The sequence below is a fragment of the Alloalcanivorax venustensis ISO4 genome, assembly GCF_015356855.1.
GTDB lineage: Bacteria > Pseudomonadota > Gammaproteobacteria > Pseudomonadales > Alcanivoracaceae > Alloalcanivorax > Alloalcanivorax venustensis.
On the sequence record NZ_ARXR01000008.1, the window covers coordinates 72,076 to 96,926 of the forward strand.

General features: G+C 49.5%; 21 protein-coding genes. All 21 read left to right on the top strand.

Annotated elements, in window-relative coordinates; translation table 11 throughout:
- Positions 1 to 58 precede the first annotated feature (58 nt).
- Positions 59 to 1,066, top strand: a complete 1,008-nt coding sequence (locus ISO4_RS06925; protein WP_194855651.1) for an HD domain-containing protein — start codon at positions 59 to 61, stop codon at positions 1,064 to 1,066.
- A complete protein-coding gene (locus tag ISO4_RS06930; protein WP_194855652.1) occupies positions 1,029 to 1,988 on the top strand; it encodes a nucleotidyltransferase domain-containing protein in 960 nt (319 codons plus the stop codon). Before ISO4_RS06925 ends, ISO4_RS06930 begins: the two co-directional genes overlap by 38 nt.
- 59 nt (positions 1,989 to 2,047) lie before the next feature.
- On the top strand, positions 2,048 to 3,331 hold the full coding sequence (tviB, locus tag ISO4_RS06935; protein WP_194855653.1) for a Vi polysaccharide biosynthesis UDP-N-acetylglucosamine C-6 dehydrogenase TviB: 1,284 nt from the start codon (positions 2,048 to 2,050) through the stop codon (positions 3,329 to 3,331).
- Between the two features lie 105 nt (positions 3,332 to 3,436).
- On the top strand, positions 3,437 to 4,456 hold the full coding sequence (locus ISO4_RS06940) for an NAD-dependent epimerase/dehydratase family protein (protein WP_194855654.1): 1,020 nt from the start codon (positions 3,437 to 3,439) through the stop codon (positions 4,454 to 4,456).
- 43 nt (positions 4,457 to 4,499) lie between these two features.
- Positions 4,500 to 6,308, top strand: a complete 1,809-nt coding sequence (locus ISO4_RS06945) for an ABC transporter ATP-binding protein (RefSeq protein ID WP_194855655.1) — start codon at positions 4,500 to 4,502, stop codon at positions 6,306 to 6,308.
- Positions 6,309 to 6,378: 70 nt separating this feature from the next.
- Positions 6,379 to 7,947 (top strand): hypothetical protein, encoded by a 1,569-nt coding sequence (locus tag ISO4_RS06950; protein WP_194855656.1) that lies wholly within the window; start codon positions 6,379 to 6,381, stop codon positions 7,945 to 7,947.
- A 71-nt stretch (positions 7,948 to 8,018) separates the two neighbouring features.
- The gene (locus ISO4_RS06955) at positions 8,019 to 9,572 is read left to right on the top strand and encodes an asparagine synthetase B family protein (RefSeq protein ID WP_194855657.1); all 1,554 of its coding nucleotides are present in this window, start codon (positions 8,019 to 8,021) and stop codon (positions 9,570 to 9,572) included.
- A gap of 27 nt (positions 9,573 to 9,599) precedes the next feature.
- Complete coding sequence (locus ISO4_RS06960; protein ID WP_194855658.1) at positions 9,600 to 10,586, top strand: NAD-dependent 4,6-dehydratase LegB; 987 nt, start codon at positions 9,600 to 9,602, stop codon at positions 10,584 to 10,586.
- A gap of 6 nt (positions 10,587 to 10,592) precedes the next feature.
- Positions 10,593 to 11,750 (top strand): LegC family aminotransferase, encoded by a 1,158-nt coding sequence (locus ISO4_RS06965; protein WP_194855659.1) that lies wholly within the window; start codon positions 10,593 to 10,595, stop codon positions 11,748 to 11,750.
- On the top strand, positions 11,750 to 12,916 hold the full coding sequence (gene neuC / locus ISO4_RS06970; RefSeq protein ID WP_194855660.1) for a UDP-N-acetylglucosamine 2-epimerase: 1,167 nt from the start codon (positions 11,750 to 11,752) through the stop codon (positions 12,914 to 12,916). Before ISO4_RS06965 ends, neuC begins: the two co-directional genes overlap by 1 nt.
- Positions 12,913 to 13,989 carry an N-acetylneuraminate synthase gene (gene neuB / locus ISO4_RS06975; RefSeq protein ID WP_194855661.1) on the top strand — a complete coding sequence of 359 codons (1,077 nt, stop codon included), beginning with the start codon at positions 12,913 to 12,915 and terminating at the stop codon, positions 13,987 to 13,989. The genes neuC and neuB overlap by 4 nt, the downstream gene beginning before the upstream one ends.
- Positions 13,986 to 14,654: an acetyltransferase gene (locus tag ISO4_RS06980; protein WP_194855662.1), complete on the top strand. Its 669-nt coding sequence runs from the start codon at positions 13,986 to 13,988 to the stop codon at positions 14,652 to 14,654. Before neuB ends, ISO4_RS06980 begins: the two co-directional genes overlap by 4 nt.
- On the top strand, positions 14,651 to 15,706 hold the full coding sequence (locus ISO4_RS06985; RefSeq protein WP_194855663.1) for a nucleotidyltransferase family protein: 1,056 nt from the start codon (positions 14,651 to 14,653) through the stop codon (positions 15,704 to 15,706). The genes ISO4_RS06980 and ISO4_RS06985 overlap by 4 nt, the downstream gene beginning before the upstream one ends.
- A complete protein-coding gene (locus tag ISO4_RS06990) occupies positions 15,699 to 16,391 on the top strand; it encodes an acylneuraminate cytidylyltransferase family protein (protein ID WP_194855664.1) in 693 nt (230 codons plus the stop codon). The genes ISO4_RS06985 and ISO4_RS06990 overlap by 8 nt, the downstream gene beginning before the upstream one ends.
- Positions 16,384 to 17,421: a polysialyltransferase family glycosyltransferase gene (locus tag ISO4_RS06995; protein ID WP_194855665.1), complete on the top strand. Its 1,038-nt coding sequence runs from the start codon at positions 16,384 to 16,386 to the stop codon at positions 17,419 to 17,421. Before ISO4_RS06990 ends, ISO4_RS06995 begins: the two co-directional genes overlap by 8 nt.
- Positions 17,422 to 18,172: 751 nt before the next feature.
- Positions 18,173 to 19,198 (top strand): NAD-dependent epimerase, encoded by a 1,026-nt coding sequence (locus ISO4_RS07005; protein ID WP_194855667.1) that lies wholly within the window; start codon positions 18,173 to 18,175, stop codon positions 19,196 to 19,198.
- A gap of 330 nt (positions 19,199 to 19,528) precedes the next feature.
- A complete protein-coding gene (locus ISO4_RS07010; RefSeq protein WP_194855668.1) occupies positions 19,529 to 20,623 on the top strand; it encodes a glycosyltransferase in 1,095 nt (364 codons plus the stop codon).
- A 7-nt stretch (positions 20,624 to 20,630) separates the two neighbouring features.
- On the top strand, positions 20,631 to 21,842 hold the full coding sequence (locus ISO4_RS07015) for a glycosyltransferase (RefSeq protein ID WP_194855669.1): 1,212 nt from the start codon (positions 20,631 to 20,633) through the stop codon (positions 21,840 to 21,842).
- Positions 21,817 to 22,515: a haloacid dehalogenase-like hydrolase gene (locus ISO4_RS07020; RefSeq protein WP_194855670.1), complete on the top strand. Its 699-nt coding sequence runs from the start codon at positions 21,817 to 21,819 to the stop codon at positions 22,513 to 22,515. The genes ISO4_RS07015 and ISO4_RS07020 overlap by 26 nt, the downstream gene beginning before the upstream one ends.
- A 30-nt stretch (positions 22,516 to 22,545) precedes the next feature.
- Positions 22,546 to 23,376 carry a hypothetical protein gene (locus tag ISO4_RS07025; protein WP_194855671.1) on the top strand — a complete coding sequence of 277 codons (831 nt, stop codon included), beginning with the start codon at positions 22,546 to 22,548 and terminating at the stop codon, positions 23,374 to 23,376.
- A 253-nt stretch (positions 23,377 to 23,629) separates the two neighbouring features.
- Positions 23,630 to 24,673: an EpsG family protein gene (locus tag ISO4_RS07030; protein ID WP_194855672.1), complete on the top strand. Its 1,044-nt coding sequence runs from the start codon at positions 23,630 to 23,632 to the stop codon at positions 24,671 to 24,673.
- Positions 24,674 to 24,851 lie beyond the last annotated feature (178 nt).

Below are 24,851 nucleotides of genomic sequence, written 5' to 3' on the forward strand. Positions count from 1 at the left end.
CCAGCCAAATGTATGATAGCTATACAGCGAAACTTAAAAACCTAGAAGAATAGTCGCCATGTCTTATATTTCAGATCGTTATATCGAGTTTTGGCTATCCAAATGGCGCTCGGACTCCATGATCCGTCGTGTTTTGGAGAGTCGCCCGGTCAGACGGCTTAAAGACATCTCCTTTCTGGGAGCAATCGACTACACATCCTTGGTACATAAGGGGCCCCGGATAGGGCGGGATCGTCTTCATCACACCTTGGGGGTGGCGGCTCTTGCCGATTTTATCTCCGAGCATCGTAATTATGACGAAGAGACCCGGAACCACGTCGTCGTTGCCGCCCTTTTACACGATATTGGGCACGCACCCCTTTCACATAGTGCTGAACCCTACTTTAAGCGCCGTCTGGGGATAGGTCACCATGAGCTTGGTGAGCAGTTCATGGAGGAGGACAAGCAGCTATCCTGGTGGCTGGCAAAGTATTTTGATCGGGAAAGAATCAAGTTATTGATCGCCGGGGATGCGGGCGGTGGGCAAGGCGCGGACCTGTTCGAAAGCCCCATCAACATCGATACCATTGACGGCATACTACGCAGTTTTGAGAGTTTTCGAGGACACAAGCCAGCCTGTCCGCTTGACATTGCTCGAGCCGCTTTTCTGGAATCGAGTGAGGCTGGCAAAAAGTCTTTGGATTGGTTCTGGCAATTGAAAGGCAGTGTATACAACTCTTTTATTACTAGTCTTGAGGGGCTCCAAGCGGACCAGTATTGCCAGCTTTATTTTGAAAAAAATGAAGTTGAACTAAGTAGAGAAAAACTGTTGTCCACCGAAAAAGAGTGGCTGTTGGAGTTTCCGGATTTATTTCATGCCCTCCGAAATTCGAGTATGGATGATGCTGTCACGACTTACTGCCAGCGCGACTACTACATCGTGTTTGAAAGTGAAGATATTGCCGAAAGATATAAGGTTAATAAGAAAGAAGTAACGAAAGACGGTTGGGATGTGAAAAGTGCCTTGGCGCACAGGGAGGATGATAACAATGGATTATATAAGGGAGACTCGCAGGTTTACCACTGAAAAGCTTGCCGAAATAAGAGACGATATTCATCGTGTACTGAAGAAAAGTAAGAATAATGAAAAGATTACTATTGTCGCTACTGGCTCTTATGGAAGGGAGGAAGCTTCTTCCAAATCTGATATTGATCATTTTATTATTTACGACGCCGATGAAGCTGCCGATGACGCAATCAAGGTCGAACTAGAACAAATCGAGGCGGTTATAAAGCAGCATGTGCCGGAACGCTCTGGTAGTACAGGGACGTTTGGAAAAGACGCTGTCATTCAGTTTTCGGAAATGAAGACTAATATCGGTGGTGAGTACGACGACAACAAGAGCTTGACCAGGCGTATGCTCTTCCTGCTGGAGGGAACCTGGCTATACGGTGAAGATAGATTTGAACGCTATCAGCGCTCGTTGCTGAAGCGCTACATGGAGAACAGCTCCGAAAAAGCAGAGCTGCCCAGGTTTTTGCTCAATGACGTTATCCGTTATTACAGAACGATCGCGACGGATTTTGAGCATAAGGTGTTCGAAGATGGAAAAGAATGGGGTTTAAGAAGTATTAAGCTTCGATTTTCCAGAAAGATACTTTACTTCGGAGGGATTCTTACCATTGCAGAGATGGCTGATGCCGGTTATCGCCAATGGGAGGAAAGAGCCATAGAACTATTTGGCATCCCGGTTCTGAGCAGGATCGAGCGGCTTATCGATGATCGATGTGGCCAAGAAGTACTCGAAATCTATGACCAGTTCTTGGCAAAAATTAGCGACCCTGAGATTCGCGAAGCGTTAAAACGAGTCGAAAAAGAAGAGCGTACTCAAAGTGAAGAATATCAAACTCTTAGACAGTTGAGTGACGACTTTTCAGCGAAACTGTCTGAGTGCTTGGACATCAAATATAGCGCAGACCACTCCATCCATCACGCATTGTTGTTCTAGATCAGGCCGATGGCTGGCCGTAACTCGACATCCCTGACAAAAAGCAAGGTACTGAAAGAATGACCCACCCCTCCCTGGAAGACATCAAACTGGCCGTGATCGGCCTCGGTTATGTGGGCCTGCCCCTGGCCGCGGAGTTCGGCAAGCACCGCCCGGTGGTGGGCTTTGACGTAAACCGCGACCGTATCCGCAATCTGCGCGAAGGGCACGACTTTACCCGGGAGCTCAGCGACGCGGAGCTGGCCGCCTCGGAGGGCCTGGCGTTCAGCGACGATCCGATGGCCCTGGACGGCTGTAACGTCTACATCGTCACGGTGCCCACGCCCATCGACGAGCACCGCCAGCCGGATCTGACGCCGCTGATCAAGGCGTCCGAGACCATCGGCAAGACCCTCAAGCCCGGCAACATCGTGATTTACGAGTCCACGGTGTTCCCCGGCGCCACCGAGGAGCACTGCGTGCCGGTGCTGGAGCGGGTCTCCGGCCTCACCTTCAACCAGGACTTCTACGCCGGCTACAGCCCGGAGCGCATCAACCCGGGCGATAAGCTCCACCGCGTCACCGACATCATGAAGGTCACCGCCGGCTCCACCCCGGAAGTGGCGGACACCGTGGACCGCCTCTATGCCTCCGTGATCACCGCCGGCACCCACCGAGCCTCCAGCATCAAGGTGGCGGAAGCCGCCAAGGTGATCGAGAACACCCAGAGGGACTTGAATATCGCTCTGATCAACGAACTGGCGATGATCTTCAAGCGCATGAACATCGACACCCAGGAAGTACTGGAAGCCGCCGGCACCAAGTGGAATTTCCTGCCGTTCCGCCCCGGCCTGGTGGGTGGCCACTGCATCGGCGTGGACCCGTACTACCTGACCCACAAAGCCCAGGCGGTGGGCTACCACCCTGAGGTGATTCTCTCCGGGCGGCGCATCAACGACGGCATGGGCCGCTTCGTGGCCAGCGAGCTGGTCAAGGCCATGCTGGACCGCTGCATCCAGGTCAACGGCGCCCATGTGCTGGTAATGGGCCTGACCTTCAAGGAAAATTGCCCGGACCTGCGCAATACCCGGGTGATCGACGTGATCCGCGAACTCCAGGACTACAACGTCACCGTCGACGTCTACGACCCCTGGATCAACCCGGACGAGGCCTACCGGGAATACGGCATCCAATCCATCGAAAAACCGATGGTGGCCAGCTACGATGGCATCGTCCTGGCCGTGGCCCACAACGAGTTCAAGGCGATGCCCGCCAGTGAGATCCGCCAGCTGGGCCGCGACCCGCACGTGCTCTACGACCTGAAGTACGTGCTACCCAAAGAAGCCGTCGACCTCCGCCTGTAGGGGTATGGACTACCTCTCTGTGTGGGAGCGAACTTGTGGGTACGGGCCTTTGTGGGAGCGGGCCCAGCCCGCGAATGCTAGAAGTCACTACCAAACTGGAAGAAAATGACCCGCTACGACGAAGTAAAAGCCGACCTCCAAGCCAACCCCAAAACCTGGCTGATCACCGGCGTGGCCGGCTTCATCGGCTCCAATCTGCTGGAAACCCTGCTAAAACTGGACCAGACAGTAGTAGGCCTGGACAACTTCGCCACCGGTTACCAACACAACCTGGACGAAGTCCAAACCCTGGTCTCCGAACAGCAATGGGCTCGCTTCAGCTTCATCGAAGGCGACATTCGCAACCTGGATGACTGCCGTGAAGCCGTAAAGGGGATAGACTATGTGCTTCACCAGGCCGCACTTGGCTCCGTGCCGCGCTCTATCGAGGACCCCATCGCCACGAATCAGGCCAATATCGACGGCTTCCTGAATATGCTGGTGGCCGCTAAAGACGAAGAGGTCAGCAGCTTTACCTATGCCGCCTCCAGTTCCACCTACGGCGATCAGCCGGATTTGCCCAAAGTTGAAGACAAGATTGGTAATCCGCTGTCACCCTATGCAGTAACCAAGTACGTGAATGAGCTATACGCCAGCGTCTTTGCCCGTACCTACGGCTTCAACACCATCGGCCTGCGCTACTTTAACGTGTTTGGGCCGCGCCAAGACCCTAATGGCGCTTACGCAGCCGTAATCCCAAAATGGGTGGCCGCAATGATAAGGGGAGAAGCAGTAAGCATTCATGGTGATGGAGAGACGAGCAGAGATTTTTGCTACATAGATAATGCCATTCAAATTAATTTGCTTGCAGCCACGGCGAGCGGCGCAAGTAAAAACCAAGTTTACAACGTCGCGTACAGCGCTCGCACCACATTAACAGAACTGTTTGGATTAATTTGTCATGAACTGGGTAGCGTGAACAAGTGGTATGACGAAGCTCCAAGGTATAGCAAGTTTCGACCAGGCGATGTGCGTCATTCCCAGGCGAATATAGAGAAGGCGAGGGTGAATCTCGATTATAGGCCAGTGCATGATGTTCGTAGTGGATTGTCCAAGGCTATGCTTTGGTATGCGTCCCACTGTTAACAGATTATCAATAGTTATGATATTACTTTTAGAAGTCGTATAAATGTTGAGTCAAATCAGAGAGCTTTATTCTTTGCTCACTCGCGAACAGCGAAGAAAGCTTTTGCGATTGCAGGTTTTAGTAGTATTAATGTCATTTGCTGAGATAGCCGGAGTCGTAGCAATAGGCCCATTCATGACCTTGGTTGGGGACATGTCCCAGTTGGAGGGTGAGGGTCTAATAGCTCAGCTATATAATTTTTCTGGCATCTCCGACCATCGCACATTCCTCTTCTGGCTTGGTATAGGCGTTCTATTAGTGCTCGCTGTCGCGGCGACGATTTCGATGACAACGATTTGGCGCTTATCTATGTATGGGGCGCAGGTTGGGGCGGAGCTCAGCAGCAGACTTTTTAAACACTATATGCACCAGTCCTGGCTTTTTCATGCTGGTGGGAGTAGCAGCCAACTCACAAACCAAATCGCTCAAGAGTGCCAAAGAGTAACAAACACTATCATTAGCCCTTTAATGCAAATGAATGCTAAGATTTTCATGGTCATGTTCATGGCGCTAGCCATTTTCATATATAATCCGATTGTGGCGATGACCGGAATTTTGGTGTTTTCCATAGCTTATTTGTTACTCTATAGAACGGTGCGCCGCCGATTAATGGCAAATGGCCGGACAGTTACGGATGCTCAGAGATTTCGATTCAAATTGATGGGCGAGGGATTTGGCGGCATCAAAGATGCCTTGTTGCTGGGAAGGCAGCTAATTTTCACACAGCGTTTCGAGGCCGCTAGTCGGCGTCTTGCGAAGGCGCAAGGTAAAAATCAAGCTATGAGCCAGGTTCCTCGTTATGCTATGGAGCTGGTGGCATTTGGAAGTATTATATTTCTAATTCTGTATTTGCTTGCAGTATATGAAGGCGATCTCGGCGCAATATTGCCAATCCTTTCGGTCTATGCACTAGCAGGTTTCAAGTTGTTGCCAGCGTTCCAACAAATTTATACGGGTGTATCTCAGATCAGAGGCAATATGGCTGCCTTTGAAAACCTTCGTGACGACCTGCGTGCTAGTGCGACGATGCCCTTAACCAGAGCTTCGGACGAGGAGAGAGAGCGGCCCAAAGAATGGAGTCCTAACGATAGTATAGAGATTGCTAATGTCTTTTTTACGTACCCTGGGAAGACCGAGCCGGCTCTTAAAGGTTTGACGTTAACAATACCAGCGAATCGTATAATAGGGCTGGTTGGAGCATCTGGCTCTGGTAAATCGACTGCGATTGATATGTTGCTTGGTTTGATTTCGCCTTCCTCCGGGCAAATGTTGGTGGATGGCCTCCCCTTGGATACTGATAGCATCCGCGCTTGGCAGAACAGCTTGGGTTTTGTCCCCCAGTCAATCTTTCTCGCAGATAGTAGTATCCGTGAAAACATAGCTTTTGGACTGCCATCCGATCAAATAGATAATAATCGTATTCGTCAGGCCGTCACTACGGCGCATCTCGATGAACTGATATCCAGTCTTCCAGATGGACTCGACACTAGGGTCGGCGAACGTGGGGTGCAGCTCTCTGGAGGCCAGCGCCAAAGAATAGGTATAGCGCGTGCTTTATACTACGACGCTGAGGTTCTGATATTAGATGAAGCCACTAGTGCGTTAGATGGAATAACAGAAAAACGCATTATGGATGGTATACATGAGTTATCAGGAAAGAAAACGATCGTTATGATCGCACACCGGCTAACGACTGTTAAAAAATGTGATCACATATATCTCTTGGAAAGCGGGAGAGTTCTTGACAGTGGGTCCTACGATGAGCTGATAAAGAGAAGTTCGATATTCGAAAGAATGGCCAACCATCAATGAGCCTTGGGTGCCTTGTTCTTCCTTCAAAGTTAAGCGTATTGTGTGCCTTTTAGCTCCCACCGAGGAGAGTATGAAAGATAATAATCGATGTGAAACTTTTCCGCCGTTAGAAGCACCAACTGATACGCTAATAGCGTCAGGTGGCGATGATAGATTGGATGTTGACCTCGAAAACGGTTACAACAATTATGGGTGTTCGTCTGTGCCCGGATTCAGACTGAGCTACTCTTATTCTACGGCGAGTAGTATATCAACCGCGGCCTTTAGTCACGTTTCTGCTATGCATCGCGGCCTTCAGCAAAGCGCTAAAGCGGATGATCTTCGAACCATATACTTTAATAAGCACAATGAATTTCGTCGGCGGCTACTTAATGTTTTAAATTTGCCTCCTGCGGTTAGGGTTGTCTTCGGTCCTTCTGGCACCGACCTTGAGCTGGCAGTTCTCGCGCTGGCTGGTTTTTCTAGGGAAAGAAAGGTTCACAATATAGTACTGGGTGTGGATGAAGTCGGCAGTGGGATTCGTTACGTAGCACAAGGCAAATACTGTAAAAGCCAAACGGTGATGGGCACCCAAGTAAAAGTTGGTGAGATGGTGCCAGGTTTTCTTGAGGAAGATATTTCTTTAAGCGAAGTAAGTGTTCGCTCCGATGCCGGCAACCCAAGGACATCTAAAGAAGTACTGGATGATCTAGTTGCTCAGGTTGATTTCGCGCTCGGCCGAAACATGCGTCCGCTTATTCATATAGTACACAGAAGCAAAACAGGTCTAATCTTACCAGATTGGGACGATGTTAAAGAGGCGCTTGAGAGCAAGAGAGGGCAGGTAGATTTAGTTGTGGATGCCTGCCAGGGAAGAACTTCAAAGGACGTATTGGCGAATTATCTCTCCTGGGGCGCCCTCGTGTTGTTTACAGGATCGAAGTTCTTCGGCGGCGCGCCGTTCAGTGGTGCCCTTCTGATTCCGGACAGCTACGATGCCAGGATTAAAGGGAAAATGCTGCCTGGTGGGCTGGCTGAGTTTTTCACGAAGGCCGAATGGCCTGATTGTTACCAAAGCGAAGCCTCCATACTAAGTGAAGCATTGAATTTCGGCTTGGTTTTGAGATGGGAGTCGGCGCTCTATGAGATGGAACGGTTCTTTGGTATACCCTCCAGCCGGGTTGCGAAAGTCGTTGATGCTTTCCAAAATGCTGTTGCTTGGATGTGCGAAACGTATCTGTTTATCAAGCAAGTCGCACCAGCCGTCCCGGCAGTAAAAACGGCGTCTGGGCCATCCGATCCACTTGAAAGAGAAATGATTTACACTGTAGAGCTACGAGACATCAATAACGTAGATCCGTTGACGTCTGACGACGCTCGGAGAATCTACAAATATCTGTACAGTTGTTTTGAGAGCGAAGAGTGTGAAGAAGAAGATAGAGAAACTTTAAAGACGGTAGTCCACCTAGGTCAGCCGGTAAATTGCTATCCTTTCGGGAACGATGATTGGCGTGCGACGTTACGTATTTCTTTAGGGGCGCCCATAATAAGTGATATTGCCTTTCTTGACGCTAGTTCAATTGAGCAGCGCTTTAAAGCTGATATGTCGTTAATAGCAAAAAAGGTATCGCTCGGAATACATTATCTTAAAAAATTCTGATTGGAGCGGCGATGTTTATCGCGGAGTTCACCTATGATAACGGGGTCCGAAGGGCTCACACGACAGGGAAAGTGGAAGAAATCGATGTTCCGGGAGGTTCGATCCTTCTGGATGGTTGGGTGAAGGAGCCGGTATCCTCTATAGATCCGCGCTCCAGCGATCCGGTCACGGGAGTGTATAATTACATATTTTTAGATGATAAAGTAGACACTATAACTATTAAAAACGATTCACTGGGCCAGAGACCTCTGTACTTCACCGTGGGCCCAGGAAGGGTTGTAGTCGGCACGGTGTTTTGGGATGTCGCGAAGAAAGCGAAAAAGTCGTCTGCGGATATATGTTATGAATCAATTCGTCAGTTACGTTTATATCGTAGATTGACTCCCCCAAGTCGAACTCTTCTCGAAGGCGTTTTTTTACTTCCGGCCGGCAGCAAGCTAGAGATTTTTGACCGCGGAGCCAACTATAAGCTCACCCAATCATTAACGATGAAGCAAGATCCGGATCATGGTATAGACGAAGTTGTGGCTGCGCATCAGCTTGATAAAGCAATTCACAAAACGTTCGAGTACATCAAAGGAGTATGTGGGCCATCTGATGTTTGGTTTGGTAACAGTGGCGGCTTAGATTCACGGCTAATTCCAGCCTATGCGGAGAGGGTCGGCCTCCCTGTTAAAGGCTATATTGTTTCCGAGGCGAGACCGCGTGGGTTTTTAAGTCAGTCCGAGTTATCTTCTGATCTCGTGTCTAAGCATTTTAATCTTGAAAATAAGAAGATTAATTTTGACGAAGGCGATCCTTGGGGTAGGTTGATCCGCGATATTCACGTTAATCCGTTCGGACCTGCTAACTTCCATAAGAATGCAGGGTTCGAAGGTTTTCATGGCGATATTATACTCACTGGCGGTAACTCGTTCGTTATTGCGAATGATAATAATGCCTGGCGAGATCTTGCCGAGATCGATGGAGACCCCGTTGAAAACTATGCTAGAAAAATTTTTTTTAGAGGGTTTTCATCTGAATGTGATGATAAAGACTACATTTCCAATCTAAAGGAATGTATACAAGTAGCCATACCAAATGGCGATAACTTTTCTTCTTTTAGGACTTTGCATCAGCTTTATCTTAATAAGACATCACCTGCCGGTGCATTCGAATCCATGAGCATGGCCGGTGAGTTTCAGTACATATACCACCCTTTTATAACGGAAGAATCGAAGCGTTGGCCGGAGCATATTTTTTATGATCGAAAGGTCCAGTCTGCGTTGTTTGAAGGCTTTTTCCCCGAATTGTTGAGCTTTCCAGACCAAAGCGGGAAAGTCTGGAGAAACGACGGCCAAAAGTTGGGTAGATTTGCTCGCGTGAAGAGCAAGATCCGTTTGAAGGTTAGAACCGACGGCTTAAATTACCCTAGATGGCTAGCCTCGTCTTGGTATAGGGGGCTCATGAAGTTGGTTGAATGTGAGGTGTCGCGATCTCAGAGTGGTTTGCCGTCGGAACTCTTACGGGAAGCTTCTATACACAAACGAGCGCAGGATTCAGTAGATCTTGTGAAATTAGCAATTATGGTTCGCTATCTTGAAGCTGGCGATTTCTCTTTAGGAGGTAATCGCGATGCCGGCTAGTAACTATGCAAATATCTAGGTGAGTCGATGGCAAATAAAAAAGTTTTGATTACTGGGGCAGACGGCTTTATTGGCTCGCATTTAACCGAGTGCCTAGTGAATGAGGGTTTCAGCGTCAAAGCTCTTTCCCAGTATAATTCCTTCAACTATTGGGGCTGGCTAGAGGACATAAGTTGTTTGGACGCCGTTGAGGTGCTTAACGGTGATGTCCGTGACCCACACTATTGCAAGCATATCACCAAGGATGTCGATGTCATCTATCATTTGGCGGCTCTGATCGCCATTCCATATTCCTATGTGGCGCCGGACAGCTATGTTGATACCAATATCAAAGGAACGCTGAACATATGTCAGGCTGCCCTTGAGAATGGTGTTAAGCGGATTATTCATACTTCGACAAGCGAAGTGTACGGTACGGCTCAGTATGTGCCGATTGATGAAGCCCATCCACTACAGCCACAATCTCCTTATAGCGCTTCGAAGATAGCCGCTGATGCGATGGCGATGAGTTTCTATAATGCTTTTGATTTGCCCGTGACAGTGGCCCGACCTTTTAACACCTATGGACCTCGTCAGTCCGCTCGGGCGGTGATTCCAACGATTATTAGTCAGATCGCTAGTGGAATGAAACAGATTAAACTGGGAGATGCGTCACCCACTCGCGACTTCAATTATGTGGAGGATACCTGCCAAGGGTTTCTCGCGCTTGCCAACTGCGATGCCGCTGTGGGTCAGACCGTCAATATTGCTTCCAATTATGAGATTTCCGTGGGTGAGACTTTGAATATTATCCGCGAGCTTATGGGTAGCGAGGTTGAGTTCATTACCGACGAGCAGCGCCTGCGTCCCGGTAAGTCAGAAGTTTTCCGGTTGTGGGGTGATAATGCCAAGATCCGTGAGTTGACGGGGTTTGCTCCCCAGCATGATATCCGCGCCGGCTTACAGAAGACCATCGACTGGTTTACCCAGCCCCATCAATTGGCTAAATACAAGGCCGATCTCTACAACGTGTGAGAGCCCATGCTGCAACCGCTCATCGAGTTCGTCCGCGATCACTACCGCAGCGCGAAATTTGTTCCCCTGCACGCCCCGGTGTTCCGCGGTAACGAGAAGTCCTATGTGGGAGAGACCATCGACTCCACTTTTGTTTCCAGCGTGGGCGCCTTTGTTGATCGCTTCGAACAGGACATGGCAGCCTATACCGGTAGTCCGCGTGCAGTCGCCACGGTTAACGGCACTGCGGCGCTTCATGTGGCGCTGCGCTTAGTGGGTGTGGGGCAAGGCGATTATGTAATCACGCAGCCCTTGACCTTTGTCGCGACGTGCAACGCAATTGCCTACTGTGGGGCGATGCCGATCTTCGTCGATGTGGATCGCAATACTTTGGGCTTGTCACCCATGGCAGTGGAGGCCTGGTTGGCCGAAAACGCGTATCGTGATGATGCTGGCCAATGCCGCAGGTGTGAGGACGACCGTGCCATCCGGGCTTGTTTGCCGATGCATACCTTTGGCCATCCTGCGGATATTAATGGTTTACTGCGTGTCTGTAGTGACTGGGGACTGCCTCTGGTGGAAGATGCCGCCGAGTCTCTGGGTAGCACCTATCACGACCGACATACCGGTACCTTCGGTGACCTGGGCGCTCTCAGCTTCAATGGCAACAAGATCATTACAACCGGGGGCGGGGGTATGCTTCTGGCCGATGAGGCGCTGGGCGAGCGGGCCAAGCACCTCACTACTACCGCTAAGCAACCACACAGCTACGAATATGTGCATGATGAGCTGGGCTACAACTACCGACTTCCCAACCTCAATGCCGCCCTCGGTTGTGCCCAGTTGGAACAACTGGACGCCTACGTTGCCGAGAAGCGTGAGCTGGCCGCCGGTTATGCTGCGTGCCTGTCGGGAAGCGAGTTCGCCTTCTTCAGCGAACCACAAGGGTGTCGTAGCAACTATTGGCTTAATGCATTGGTTTGCCCGGACCGGGCCGCACGCGATCGGCTACTTCAGGTGACCAACGAGGAGGGCATCATGACACGCCCGATTTGGCAGTTGATGACTCGCTTGCCGATGTATGCTGACGCGCCTGCCGGTGAGCTACCTAATGCTCTGTGGCTGGAAGCTCGTATCGTCAACCTACCCAGCAGTGTACGCGACCATGCTGAGGAGGAAGCCTGATGCGCCGAATTGCCGTGTTTACTGGTACCAGGGCTGAATATGGCCTGCTGTACTGGCTAATGAAGGATATTCAAAGCCATCCCGAACTTGAGCTCCGGTTAGTGGCCGGCGCCGTGCACCTGTCGCCTGAGTTCGGCAGTACCTGGGAGGCAATTATCGATGACGGTTTTACCATCGACGCTAAAGTGGAAATGCTGCTCTCATCGGACAGCCGTGTTGGCATCGCGAAGTCCATGGGGTTGGGCGTGATCGGCATAGCCGATGCGTTGGAACGTCTGGCGCCAGATGCCTTGGTGATCCTCGGTGATCGTTTTGAGGCCTTGGCCGCAGCTCAAACCGCGCTTGTTATGAATATCCCCATCGTGCATCTACATGGGGGGGAAGTGACCGAGGGCGCCTATGACGATGCTATCCGGCATGCGATCACCAAAATGGCTAGTCTGCACTGCGTGGCTGCGGAACCCTATCGCCAGCGAGTGATTCAAATGGGGGAAAGGCCGGAGCGAGTACTCAATGTCGGCGCGCTGGGGTTGGATCATCTCACCCGGTCACCACGGATGACCCGCCAGGTTCTCGCCAAGAGCCTGAACTTTTCTCTAGATGCGCCATATCTGCTTGTCACCTACCATCCGGTGACCCTGGCCGACGAACCTCCAGTCGAGAGCTTCCGGGCGCTGTTGGGCGCACTCGATCGTTGGCCTGATCATAAGATCATCCTGACCTACCCCAATGCCGACAATGGCGGCCGCGCTATCGTCCCCTTGTTAGAGGCCTACGCAGCCCGGCAGCCGGAGCGGGTGTTGGCCGTTCCTTCGTTGGGGTTTCAGCGTTACCTCTCAGCGGTCGCCGAGGCCGACGCTGTTGTCGGTAATTCCTCCAGTGGCTTAATAGAAGTGCCCAGCTTTGGTGTGCCGACGGTCAACATTGGGCAGCGCCAGAGTGGTCGACTGGCGGCAGACTCTGTCCTGCACTGTGCGGCTGAAGAGGCGGCTATCGACGCTGGCGTGCGTCGGGTGCTCGCTCCGTCGTTCAGAGATAAGTGCCGCCACGCCTCCAACCCTTATGGCCAGGGGCATGCCGCCGAGCAGATCATCGAGGCACTTGTTACCCAACCCCTCAATACACTTAAGTCTTTTCATGACCTGTCAGTGAGCGCCGCCCTATGACATCCAGTCCCGCCGTTTACGTCATCGCCGAAGCCGGAGTTAACCATAACGGTGATCGGCAGCGGGCTTTCGAGCTAGTCGATGCGGCGGCCCGCGCCGGTGCTGACGCCGTAAAGTTCCAGACCTTTAATGCCAAGCGGCTGGCTGCATTGACTGCTCCCAAGGCTGCCTATCAGCAGCGGACGACCGAGGCGAGCCAGAGCCAGCTTGAGATGCTTGAACCTCTTGAGCTACCTCTTGAGTGGCATGCACCGCTGCAGGCCCATGCGCACCGGCGGGGCATTGAATTTCTATCCACGGCTTTTGAGACCCAGAGCCTGGCGTTTCTGGAAACTCTGGATCTTCCGTTCTACAAAGTGCCCTCTGGTGAGCTGACCAACGGCCCGTTGCTCTGGGCCTTTGCGCAAACTGGCAGACGGCTAGTCATCTCCACGGGCATGGCGACGCTCTCTGAGGTTGAACAGGGCTTGGCGGTGGTCTGTCACGGCCTTAGCCAGGACAAGCCTCCGGCCTCGTTGCGTGAAGTTTGGCAGTACTGGAGCAATCCGGAAGCGCGCGCCGCCTTGTTGGGACGTGTCAGCCTGCTGCACTGTACCTCTCAATACCCCACGCCTATTGACGAGGTCAACCTAAAGGCCATGGACACTCTCGCCGAAGTATTTCGGCTACCGGTCGGCTATTCCGACCACACGGAAGGCACGCTGATTCCTGTAGCCGCCGTGGCGCGGGGTGCGACGATAATCGAGAAGCACTTCACCCTTGATCGTGAGCTCCCTGGTCCGGACCATAGGGCGTCGCTGGAGCCCGATGAACTGACACGCATGGTCCAAGACATCCGTTCCATCGCCCAGGCCCTTGGAGACGGCCAGAAGGTGCCGCAGTTGAGTGAATGGGATACCCGTCAAGCCGCCAGGCAGAATCTCGTTGCCGCAGCGCCGATTCGACGGGGGGAACCTTTCACCAAGGATAATCTTACTACGGCGCGTGCTGGACAGGGTGAGCTAGCCATAGCGTTCTGGGATCGCCTGGGTCAGGTGGCGACTCAAGACTATGAGCCCGGGGATGCTTTGTGAAACAGGTGCCGATCATTCTTCTGGGTGCCGGAGGGCACGCCAAAGTCGTACTCGATCTGCTCCATGCTCTTGATCATGAAGTCCTGGGCGTCTGTGATCCAGAGCTTGCTAATAGGAGCACTTCCCAGTGGAGAGGATTATCGGTGCTAGGCGACGACGAGGTGATCGAAGAACACCAGCCAAACAGCATCGCACTCGCTAACGGTCTAGGCAGCTTGCCGAATAGTCATCTGCGACACCGCTTACACCAGCGATTCAAGGGAAAAGGGTATCGTTTCATCACGCTGGTTCATCCCAGCGCTATCGTGGGCTCCGGTGTTGAATTGGGCGACGGTGTACAGATCATGGCCGGCGCCATCATACAAGCGGATACCCATATCGGTAATGACGTTATTCTTAACACCGGCGCCCGGATCGACCATGAAAGTGTGATTGGTGATCATGTGCACGTTGCTCCCGGCTCTGTGCTCTCTGGAAATGTGAAGGTTGCCGACGGTTGCCATATCGGCCCCGGCGCCGTGGTCATTCAGGGCATTAAGCTAGGGCAGGGCGCGGTGGTGGGCGCTGGAACCACCGTGCTTTCTGATTTGCCGGCCCACTATCAGCTCACAGGTCAGCCGCCGAGACCGCCTGTCGAGCTTAAGAGGAAGAAGAACACCCCATGAAGCACTGGAAAGATACTATCGTGGCACCGGGCACCCCGCTTGAGCAGGCAATCCAGACACTGGATCGTGCTGCCCTGAGGATAGCCCTGGTCGTGGATGCACAGGGGTACTTACATGGCACCCTGACCGATGGTGATATCAGACGAGCGCTTATTCGCCATCAATCTCTTGCGGTCTCTGTTGACGAAGTAATGAACCCTAGCCCGCAGACGGCCACTTCTGATTGGAATAAGGACCGTATGCTGGCCACTATGGAGAAACGCCAGATACTGCAGTTGCCGATCCTCGATGCTGAGGGGCGAGTCGTTGGTTTGGAAAGCCTCCACAATCTCCTCAATCAGCCCTTACATGACAACCCGGTGTTCCTGATGGCGGGCGGTTTCGGGAAACGGCTACGGCCGCTGACCAACGATTGCCCTAAGCCCATGCTCAAGGTCGGTGGCAAGCCTATCCTGCATCTCATCCTTAACCATTTCATCCAGGCGGGCTTTCATCGTTTCTTTATCTCCACCCACTATATGCCTGAATTAATTCGCGATTACTTCGGTGATGGCAGCCAATGGGGTGTCAGCATCCAGTACATCCATGAGGAAGAGCCTCTGGGAACCGGCGGCGCGTTGGGACTGCTACCCCATCATGAAATCGACATGCCGATGTTCCTGATGAATGGCGATCTGCTGACGTCGGTTAATGTTCATAGTTTGCTAGAGTTTCATCGGGAGCACCCCGCTAGCGCCACGATGGGCGTGCGTGAATACGATTATCAGGTTCCCTACGGGGTGATAGAAAGTGAAGGCCATCATATTCGGTCCATGGTCGAGAAGCCCACCCAGCGCTTTTTCGTTAATGCTGGAATCTATCTGCTGGAGCCAGAGCTAGTCCACGGCGTCGAGCCAAGCACCCATATCGACATGCCATCGCTTCTCGAGAAAGAGATAGCCGAAGACCGCAAGGTGAATATGTTCCCCGTGCATGAATATTGGCTTGATATCGGCCAAATGACCGATTTCCGGAAGGCCCAGGACGACTGCATGGATTTGTTTAATGAGTAAAGACTTAAAAGCTATTGCCCTAATACCCGCTAGAGGCGGAAGTAAGCGTTTGCCCGGGAAAAATTTAATAGACTTAGCGGGAAAGCCGCTGATCGCATGGACGATAGAAGCGGCGATTAAATCGGGTGTTTTTGACGACATCGTGGTCTCAAGCGATGATGGGCACATCCTCGCGGTGGCATCGAAGTATGACGACATCATCACCCTAAAAAGACCGGATCATTTGGCTTCGGATACGGCTACGACAACAGATGCCGTTGCACATGCGCTTGAGGAATTAGAAGCTAGAGGAACCCGAGCGCATGATGTTGTCGTCGTGCTGCAGCCGACGTCTCCCCTGCGTCAGGCCGAAGACATCATCGCCGCCTTCAAGCAGTTTGTTCACGGCCAGAGCCCAGCGCTCGTATCTGTATGCGAACTCGACCACCCTATTGAATGGAGCGGGACATTAGACAGCAATGGTCGCCTAACAGGATTGAGCAGCGCGCTCCACAGGTCCCAGGATTATAAAAAACGCTACAGGTTAAACGGAGCGATCTATATTTGCCATCGGGACGATATCCAGTTTGGCGGCCCGCTCCTTACGGGAGAGCCTTTGGCGTACGTTATGCCTCGTTCTCGTTCTTTAGATATCGATACGTCCATAGATTTTAAGTTATGTGAGTTAATACTCAACGATGATTGATCTGTACGTTGTCGAATCACCGCTCCAGGCACTTTCTGCTGCGGAGGCTAAAGCTGTAAATGGTGATGAGGTTGGCAGTGTGATTTTCATAAAGCCCGGGTCGCCATCCCGGAGAACTCATTATTCGCATCTTGAACAGGCTGTTTCCTTCGGGAAATGGGAGAACTTTGCATGGCTAAGCTTTTCTAACTATAGCGGATTAAAATATCATTTATCATTAATCGTTTCGTTATTAAAGATGAAGAGGCGATATCGAGGCAAAGTAAGGAATTTATATCTGGGTGAATTTCGGTCTGACTGGATGTTGTATCTACGTTGCGCAGTAGACCCTGCTGAAACTTATCTTCTGGACGATGGCGCAGCGACGTTGTCAGTACAGAATAATTTTCTATCGCGGTTGATATTTTGGCCTACATATAATTCTCCGCTTGGTATTCGAGAGTTAGTAAAAAAGTTTTTGTACGCTCCGGTTTACAATCGGCGTGTTGCGGAAAAAATGATACATTTATTTACCGCATTCGACTTGCAGCCTATGCCCGGCCAAATCCTGAAGAGGCATTCCTTTGAGTTTGCTCGGAGAAACATCAAGGAAAGCAAGGTGGTCAACGAGGTTTACTATTTTGGCGCCAAGTATAGTGAGGCTGGTATTATGACGCTGTACGACGAAATGAATTTTCTGGAAAAGATATTTGATTACTATGAAGGGGCTAACCTCCAAGTCGTCTATGTTCCGCACCGAGATGATTCCTGTTTTAAGCTTAAGATCATATCGGAACGTTTCGGGGTGTCGATTAAGCGTCTAGGCTGTGCGGCTGAACTTTATTTTTCTATTTCGGATTATAGACCGTCTCGTATTTCCGCCGCGTACTCTTCCGTCTTGAATAATTTGCGCCACTTTTGGGGGGGCGAGGCTTGTGATAGTTTCGTAATCCCTGAATCCATGCTTAATGATGATTATAAACACGCTATTAGAGATGTTTACTCCTACTACCAAAGTGTCGGAATAAATCTAATTCAGGTCGAAAAATGAAAATTGGCTTTAGTCGATTTGGAATCCGGATGAGTTGTACGTGAGTAGAATAGCGACACTCATGGCTAAGTATGACATTACTTGTATTTTGCCGGTCCCTTATAATACATCGGCGGCCCATGGTTCACTATCTAATAGGGCAATGCCCGGCGACCCGCGCCACAACGCCCTGTTCTTGTCGGCTGTCAAATGTTGACACCCAAAGGCAAAGCGTGATCTCCCAGCCCCATAGCCCTAAAGCTCACTATGTTGCGCGCCATGCGCTACTGACCCGGACAGATCAAGATCGTGAATGCTGATAACTGCATTAAAAGGGCGTTGGTCAGTGAGTCACGCCAAGAAAGGTGGAGACCTGAGGCGGCGATCGTGGGTTGATTACAGCTCTCGTGAAACTAGGAATTATAGCACCCAATTTGGGACTTGCTCAATGATAGAGGTGTTTTGGGTACGGGCTACGTCGCTTAGATACAATGCGTTGTAGTGACACAGGTTGATCATGATGTCATCTGTGTCGACGTCGATCTGGATAAGGTTGGACGTCTCCACCGGAGGGATCCCCATGAGGAGCCGGACCTGGAAAGTCTGGTTAAGGAGAAAGTGGCGGTCTAAGGACTGCACTTTAGCACCGATGAAAAGGGGCGGTATCACAGGCGAGTTGAAGTTTATTGCCGTTGCTGCCCCGTCTGGTGAAGATGGCAGTGCGGATCTGAAGCATGTGCATGGACGAGACCATTGAACTGGAAGGTAGACAATGAAAGTACTTGTGACAGGTTGCGCCGGCTTTATCGGCTTCCACACCGCCCAACGATTACTTAAGCGAGGCGACGATGTGGTCGGTATAGATAACGTCAATGATTACTACGACACGAGCCTTAAAGAGGCCCGGCTGAAAGAGCTGGATACGACCGCTGCCCAGTCGGAAGGTCGGTATGAGTTTGTTCGCGGAGATCTGGCGGAGCAAACAGTGGTTGATGACTGCTTCAAAGCACACAAGTTTGACCGAGTCATTCATTTGGCGGCTCAAGCGGGTGTTCGCTATTCGTTGGAAAATCCTCACAGCTACGTGCGCAGCAATATTGTCGCCTTCACTAACATCATTGAGGCCTGTAGGTACGCCGCGACGCCACATCTTACCTATGCCAGCACCAGCAGCGTCTATGGCGCCAATACCAAGATGCCGTTTTCCGAGCACGACGGCGCGAACCACCCTTTGCAGTTCTACGCAGCAACAAAAAAGGCCAACGAAATGATGGCACACAGCTATAGTCATCTGTTCGGTTTGCCCACCACCGGGCTGCGATTCTTTACGGTCTACGGCCCATGGGGCCGGCCCGATATGGCGTTATTTAAGTTCACCCAGAAGATTCTCGCAGGCGAACCGATTCCCGTTTTCAACCACGGTAACCATACCCGTGATTTTACCTATGTGGATGATATCGTCGAAGGGGTGCTGCGGGCTAGCGACGACATCGCGGCCCACAATCCTGATTGGTCAAGTGGCGACCCCGACCCCGCTAGTAGTAACGCCCCGTTTCGCTTGTTCAATATCGGAAATAATAACCCGGTAAAGCTGAGTGCCTACATTGAAGCGATAGAGTCATCTCTGGGAATTAAAGCTCAGAAAGAGCTACTCCCGCTCCAGCCAGGCGATGCTCCGGATACTTTTGCAGACAGCACCGAACTGAAAAAGGCTGTAGGGTATAAAGCAAAAACTTCAGTCGAAATCGGTGTGGCCAACTTTGTGAGCTGGTATAAAAGTTTTTACAACGGTAGGTAGCACTGGACTATCGTTTACGATTGTCTTGGCACATCGGTTCTGTGTACAACAATATAATTCTATTACTGGTGCTGTCGGCGATGAAACTGGATTGAAGATCAATTTTGTGAGCGGGTGCGGAGCCGGTAACAAAGCTTAAAACTTCGTAAGTGGCTTTATCAACAGGTATGAACAGGTTATAACAAATAACAAAAATTAAGAAAAGTACAGGTTTTAAAATCTATGCCGACCTTCTGTCAGAACTGTTTTATTAATGCTGCGTTACACTTTAACCCTTTAGGTTAAGTCAACTTATTGATTTTATTTCTTTCACGAGGCACTTGAGAGTTCATGCAGGAGACTATTGTACATGTTATATCATCCACCCAATTAGGGGGGTTGGAGCGTCGGCTCGAAATGCTTTCCGAAAATTCAGGAAAGTCTTCATATACGCATGTGTTTATTTCGGTAGGTGGGGTGGCTTTAAAAAAGAGTTCGGCATGTAGACATTCAAGTGTTTTCTTTGTTTCTTCTGGCCGACCGTATACATACCGTCTAATGACGGTTTTGAGATTGTTTCTGCTATTTAGGAAGATATCTCCGCTGGCTGTACATGCCCACGGCGTTCACGCAATGATTCACTCTATGCCTGCAGCCCTGCTTTCCGGGGTCGATACTCGCATCGCGGAGTTCATAGGTATGGAAAAGACTTCAAAAAAAATTCGTTTTCTTCTGCGTATGATCCTTTTTCTTTCCACGACGATGTTAGGAATATCCCGCTCAGTGGCAGATTATCTGCGTGCAGAGTTCCCTATTCACGAAAAAAAAATAGGTTATATTTATAATCCGGTCTATCTTAGAAGCATGCCCGGTGAGCCTTTAAGTTCCGACGTCTTCCGTATTTGCGTGATAGCTAGGCTCGAACCCGTAAAAAATGTCGGAGCGTTGATAGAAGCCTTTGCTAGGTTTTCGTTGTCTGTGAAATCTTCTGAGCTCTGGATCATCGGTAGCGGCTCATTGGAAAGCAAGATTAGAGAAATGGTAATAAAAAGAGGTCTAGAGAAAAATGTAACGCTTTTTGGATCTTTAAGAAATCCGACATCGAGACTATCTCAATCAAGTGTGTACGTGCAGCCATCTCTAACAGAAGCTTTTGGGATAGCGATTGCGGAGGCTATGCTATGCGGGATCCCGGTTGTGGTACCGGCGAATGCGGGAGTGGCCGATTTCATACAGGATGGAATTAACGGGTGGGTAGTGCCCGATGTTTCAGTTGAGACCTTGACACATCATCTGCACCAAGCCCATGCCTGCTGGCCGGACAGACTTCAAAGTATGGGACGACGAGCAAAAACACAAGCCCAACTGAGTTTCTCTATTGAAAGTTACATTCGTAAACTAGACGATTTATATACTCACGGCGCTTTGCGCACAGTAGATTTTTAGGTTTCTTATGAGTAAAAGAGTCATATTTGTTACCAACAACGGCCTCACCGACCATATAGGTGCCGCCCAGATCTTGCCCTATCTGGAAGGGCTTTCGAGGAAAGGGCATCGGATTGGGTGCATTTCAGTAGAACGAAATTGGGAAGAAGATGCTTACGTAGATGAGTTAAATACAAGAATCACCGATTCGCTTTCTAGTTACGAACCTATCTTTACAAAAAAAAATTTAGTAGCGAAGCTATTTTCTCCAATCTTTCTGATTTCTAAGGTTTTTAAATTATGCAGAACGGTCCGCCCCGACTTTCTGCACTGTAGAAGTTATATGCCGCTTGTCGCAGTTTTGCTAGCAAATTTTTTTTATAAAATCCCGTTTGTTTTTGATATGCGTGGATTTTGGATTGATGAACGTTTAGAAAGCGGCTTGTGGGACGAAAAAAAAATATGTTGGCGCATAATAATTTTTATTTTTAGGTTTTTGGAAAGAGAGGCTATACGAAAAGCTAGTTATATTATCGTATTAACTCATGATGCAGAAGAAGTGATACGAACGCATCCGTCCTATGATGGAGCGATGCTCAAGGTAATCCCTTGTAGTGTGGATCAAGATGTTTTCTGCGTTGATAAAAAAGAAAGACTGAGAAAGAGGGCGGAGTTAGGCTTCAAGGAGAACGAAATAGTATTAGCTTACTTAGGGTCTGCTGGACCCTTGTATCGCGTCGATATAGTATACCAGTTGTATGCTAAAATGAAGAATGCGGGTCTTCTTCCGAAGCTCTTGTTTATTGGATCGCATGAGTCCAAAGCCCATGTGGTCGATGCTGCTGCTATAGGCATCGATATTAACGAGGACGACCTAATTTGCAGAAGAACGCCTCATAATCAAGTGCCTGTTTTACTCAACGCAGCAGATATAGGGTTATCTTTTAGGCTGCAATCTTTTTCTAGTTTGGGCGTTTCCGCAACCAAGGTTGGTGAATATTTGTCATGTGGATTGCCAGTTATTTCATGCACGGGGGTCGGTGATATAAAAGAGATAATAGAGGATTTTAAGAATGGATACGTTCTAGAGAGCTTGGATGAGCATGAACTGAACGAGTTCGTTAATAAGATGCTGAAAGTCTCATTCTTCCCCCGTGATGATGTTCGGATGAGCTCAAAAAACTATTTCGATATGAACTTGGCGGTGAACAAATATGACGATATCTATCGAGGAATTTAATCCAGGGCCGAGTGATCACAATGTTCTATGCGTCGACGTATGCGGCACATTATATAATCAAAATACTACTGCCGATTTTGTGAAGTTCCACCACGATATTGTTGGCAATCGGTTGAGGAAATTTTTCTTGAACCTCATTAGTGGAGAAAGGAATCCACTGGTTTATGCGATGGTTTTAATTGGTAAAGTCATCAAAAAAGATATCCATAGAGATTTGTCTATTTTCTCACTTAAAGGAGAGGCAAGGTCATCCTTGCAAAATTCATCGCGTTTATACGTTCTACATCTAAAAAAGTACGAAATAAGGCCTATCCACTCTTTTGTGGAGAGAATGCGCAAGGAAGGCTGGAAGCCCATCTTGGTATCTAATAGCTTAGATATCGTTATTGAAGCAATCGCTGAACAAATGTCAGTAGACATGGTCGCTTCTAAGCTCTCATGGTCTAATCACTGGTGTACCGGCCACATTGCTACCGACTTAACTGGAGAAAAGAGACGCCATGTCGAACTTCTTCTGGGGTTATCATTAAGTGCCATAAATTGTGCTGTTGTTACCGATAACCGAAGCGATTCCGATTTGATTGCTGTGTCCACGGCCGCTTGGTTAGTTGCAAAGAAGAGTTGTCGTAAATGGATGGCCGCGTATCCCGAAGCGGACATTGTTATCATTTAAAATACAGTTTTGTTGCAGGAGATTATAAGCGTGTCCTCGCATCGATTGTTTTTCCCTTTTTTTTATCTGTTTATAAGTAGACTGAAGACTTTACCAGAGAAGGTCTCGTGGTTGCTCGTAAATCCTGTTCCGATTTTTATTACATCATGGCTTGTTTGCAAAAGCTTTTCGGTACCGCTTGTCGCTTGTTTTATACTTGGATTCTTAGCTTGGCAGTCTTTGTATGAAATAGGCTATTTGCAGAACGATGCGCTCACGACGGAGAAAGAAGCATGCCCAACGCTTAGGGTTTCTGAGTCCGTTCGTGAATATGTGCGAAGAAATTTTTTAGCGATTTCTGTTTTTCGTTTAACTTTGGCTGCTTTCTTGGTTTCTGCTATTGATATTGTGTCTTTAAACGGAATTGCTGTGAATTTGAAGGCTTTTTTTGTCGTTGCGGGTATAGGCTCGATATCCTTTTTATGTCACAACTTGGTTAGATCTAGGATTAATATTATTACTTACTTTTCCCTGAGCGCAACGAAGTATCTGGCGCTACCCCTGCTTTTTTACACAGGGGAGAGGCTTTCTATTCTCATTCTTGTTATTATTATGATTTTTCCGTTTCTTCGCACTTTGGAGCATGCACGAAAAAGAAAATATAGGTTCTTCTTTTTGAGATCAATCTTTAAGAATGTTGACCTTGTCCGGCCTTTCTATTACTTTTTAGGGTGCCTTATTTTTTGGCTCTTTTTCTCCGTTGATGGGTCTCTTGAAAGCCAAGTTGGCGCAGCGCTATTCACCTATTTTTTCCTGTTTAGAGTTTTGGCGTTTTTTTATTCTATATTTTTTAAACGAAGTGTGCCAGAGGCTTACAGATGAAATGGGGTTGGGTAAATACTTCTTTAGGTTGTTGTAGGAGGTCCGGATAAGCTTTTAAAATTGGATTATGAACTGTGAGATTTAGCCAAACTAGTTTTGCTTTTTAAAGCGGCTAAATCGTGTAGCGCGGGTGCCGTTTTTTGGTGCTTAAGGTCTTTTACCTAAACTATCGTCGTTAAAAACGCACAGATGGGTCTGCAACGGGATTTGCTGCTCGATATTTGATATAAAGTTCTGTTAAAGGTTTTCCCTCATGTTGCCCTACTGGATCCTTTATTTTATTCCACTGATCGGCGTTCTTTTTGGTCGACGATTGGCTTCAGGTGCCCAACCCTTGATATGGGCGACTGTGGGTATAATTTTTACCTTTGTCGTCGGCCTGCGATACCAGGTCGGCGGTGATTGGTTTTCTTATCTTGACCATTTACAACGCGCTTCGATGATGTCTCTAATAGAGGCACTATTTCATGGCGACCCAGGTTATTACTTGGTAAATTGGGTGGTAGCCGCTATAGGTGGTGACATTTATGCAGTTAATCTGATATGTGGAGCCATATTGATGGCCGGCGTAGTGATATTTTCTCGTCGACAACCCATACCCACACTTGCTTTGCTCGTAGCTGTGCCTTACCTCATCACCGTAGTTGGGATGGGCTATACCCGCCAAGCTGTGGCTCTTGGTTGTGTTTTGCTGGGTCTGGTCGCTCTTTCCGACGGTGGAATGCGTCGGTTCGCTATTGTGGTATTGATCGGAGCCGCGTTTCATAAGTCGGCCGTTTTGATGCTGCCTATAGCTGCATTGGCGTCCAGCCAGAAACGAGTTTGGAATTTTTTCTGGGTTGGCGTTGTCTCCCTGGTGGGTGGCTATCTTTTTCTCTTCGATTCCGTCGATACCCTCTGGGAAAATTATGTGGAAGCGGAATACCATTCCGAGGGCGGGCTAATTCGTGTTCTTATGAATGCCGTTCCGGCGATTTTGTACTTGTTGGTACACCGCAAGCTCTCGCTTGGAGAGCAGGCCCGTCGACTTTGGTGGTGGATGTCGGTATTCGCGCTGGCATGTATTCCGCTGGTTCTAATCTCTTCCACGGCTACAGACCGTGTTGCGCTGTATCTAATCCCGTTGCAGGTTTTCGTATTTTCACGGTTGCACGTGATCACTAACGACACTCTTCTCCGCGCCTACATCGTTACGGGTGTAATCGTGTATTACACTGCTGTGTTGGCCGTGTGGCTGTTCTTCGCTGCTCACGCCCATGCCTGGCTCCCCTATCAAATGTACCCCTTCGCCTCTTAATATTTCTATGTCCCCAGAAATCTATTACTGTTGTCTAATTTGGGGGCAGATAAGTAGTGTGGGAGCTTTATGTTGCGCGCGGGATGATATGACGCGGGAAGCTGAGAGTATACTTTAAAAATACTGCACTCCGAGCGTCCTGACGTTAGACTGTAAGACTGTATAAATCGGTAGATGG

What these genes read in the sequence shown, in the direction of transcription:
- ISO4_RS06925 (WP_194855651.1), top strand. Translation starts at nt 59, where the DNA reads ATGTCTTATATTTCAGATCGTTATATCGAGTTTTGGCTATCCAAATGG.
- ISO4_RS06930 (WP_194855652.1), top strand. Translation starts at nt 1,029, where the DNA reads ATGGATTATATAAGGGAGACTCGCAGGTTTACCACTGAAAAGCTTGCC.
- tviB (WP_194855653.1), top strand. Translation starts at nt 2,048, where the DNA reads ATGACCCACCCCTCCCTGGAAGACATCAAACTGGCCGTGATCGGCCTC.
- ISO4_RS06940 (WP_194855654.1), top strand. Translation starts at nt 3,437, where the DNA reads ATGACCCGCTACGACGAAGTAAAAGCCGACCTCCAAGCCAACCCCAAA.
- ISO4_RS06945 (WP_194855655.1), top strand. Translation starts at nt 4,500, where the DNA reads ATGTTGAGTCAAATCAGAGAGCTTTATTCTTTGCTCACTCGCGAACAG.
- ISO4_RS06950 (WP_194855656.1), top strand. Translation starts at nt 6,379, where the DNA reads ATGAAAGATAATAATCGATGTGAAACTTTTCCGCCGTTAGAAGCACCA.
- ISO4_RS06960 (WP_194855658.1), top strand. Translation starts at nt 9,600, where the DNA reads ATGGCAAATAAAAAAGTTTTGATTACTGGGGCAGACGGCTTTATTGGC.
- ISO4_RS06965 (WP_194855659.1), top strand. Translation starts at nt 10,593, where the DNA reads ATGCTGCAACCGCTCATCGAGTTCGTCCGCGATCACTACCGCAGCGCG.
- neuC (WP_194855660.1), top strand. Translation starts at nt 11,750, where the DNA reads ATGCGCCGAATTGCCGTGTTTACTGGTACCAGGGCTGAATATGGCCTG.
- neuB (WP_194855661.1), top strand. Translation starts at nt 12,913, where the DNA reads ATGACATCCAGTCCCGCCGTTTACGTCATCGCCGAAGCCGGAGTTAAC.
- ISO4_RS06985 (WP_194855663.1), top strand. Translation starts at nt 14,651, where the DNA reads ATGAAGCACTGGAAAGATACTATCGTGGCACCGGGCACCCCGCTTGAG.
- ISO4_RS06990 (WP_194855664.1), top strand. Translation starts at nt 15,699, where the DNA reads ATGAGTAAAGACTTAAAAGCTATTGCCCTAATACCCGCTAGAGGCGGA.
- ISO4_RS06995 (WP_194855665.1), top strand. Translation starts at nt 16,384, where the DNA reads ATGATTGATCTGTACGTTGTCGAATCACCGCTCCAGGCACTTTCTGCT.
- ISO4_RS07005 (WP_194855667.1), top strand. Translation starts at nt 18,173, where the DNA reads ATGAAAGTACTTGTGACAGGTTGCGCCGGCTTTATCGGCTTCCACACC.
- ISO4_RS07010 (WP_194855668.1), top strand. Translation starts at nt 19,529, where the DNA reads ATGCAGGAGACTATTGTACATGTTATATCATCCACCCAATTAGGGGGG.
- ISO4_RS07015 (WP_194855669.1), top strand. Translation starts at nt 20,631, where the DNA reads ATGAGTAAAAGAGTCATATTTGTTACCAACAACGGCCTCACCGACCAT.
- ISO4_RS07020 (WP_194855670.1), top strand. Translation starts at nt 21,817, where the DNA reads ATGACGATATCTATCGAGGAATTTAATCCAGGGCCGAGTGATCACAAT.
- ISO4_RS07030 (WP_194855672.1), top strand. Translation starts at nt 23,630, where the DNA reads ATGTTGCCCTACTGGATCCTTTATTTTATTCCACTGATCGGCGTTCTT.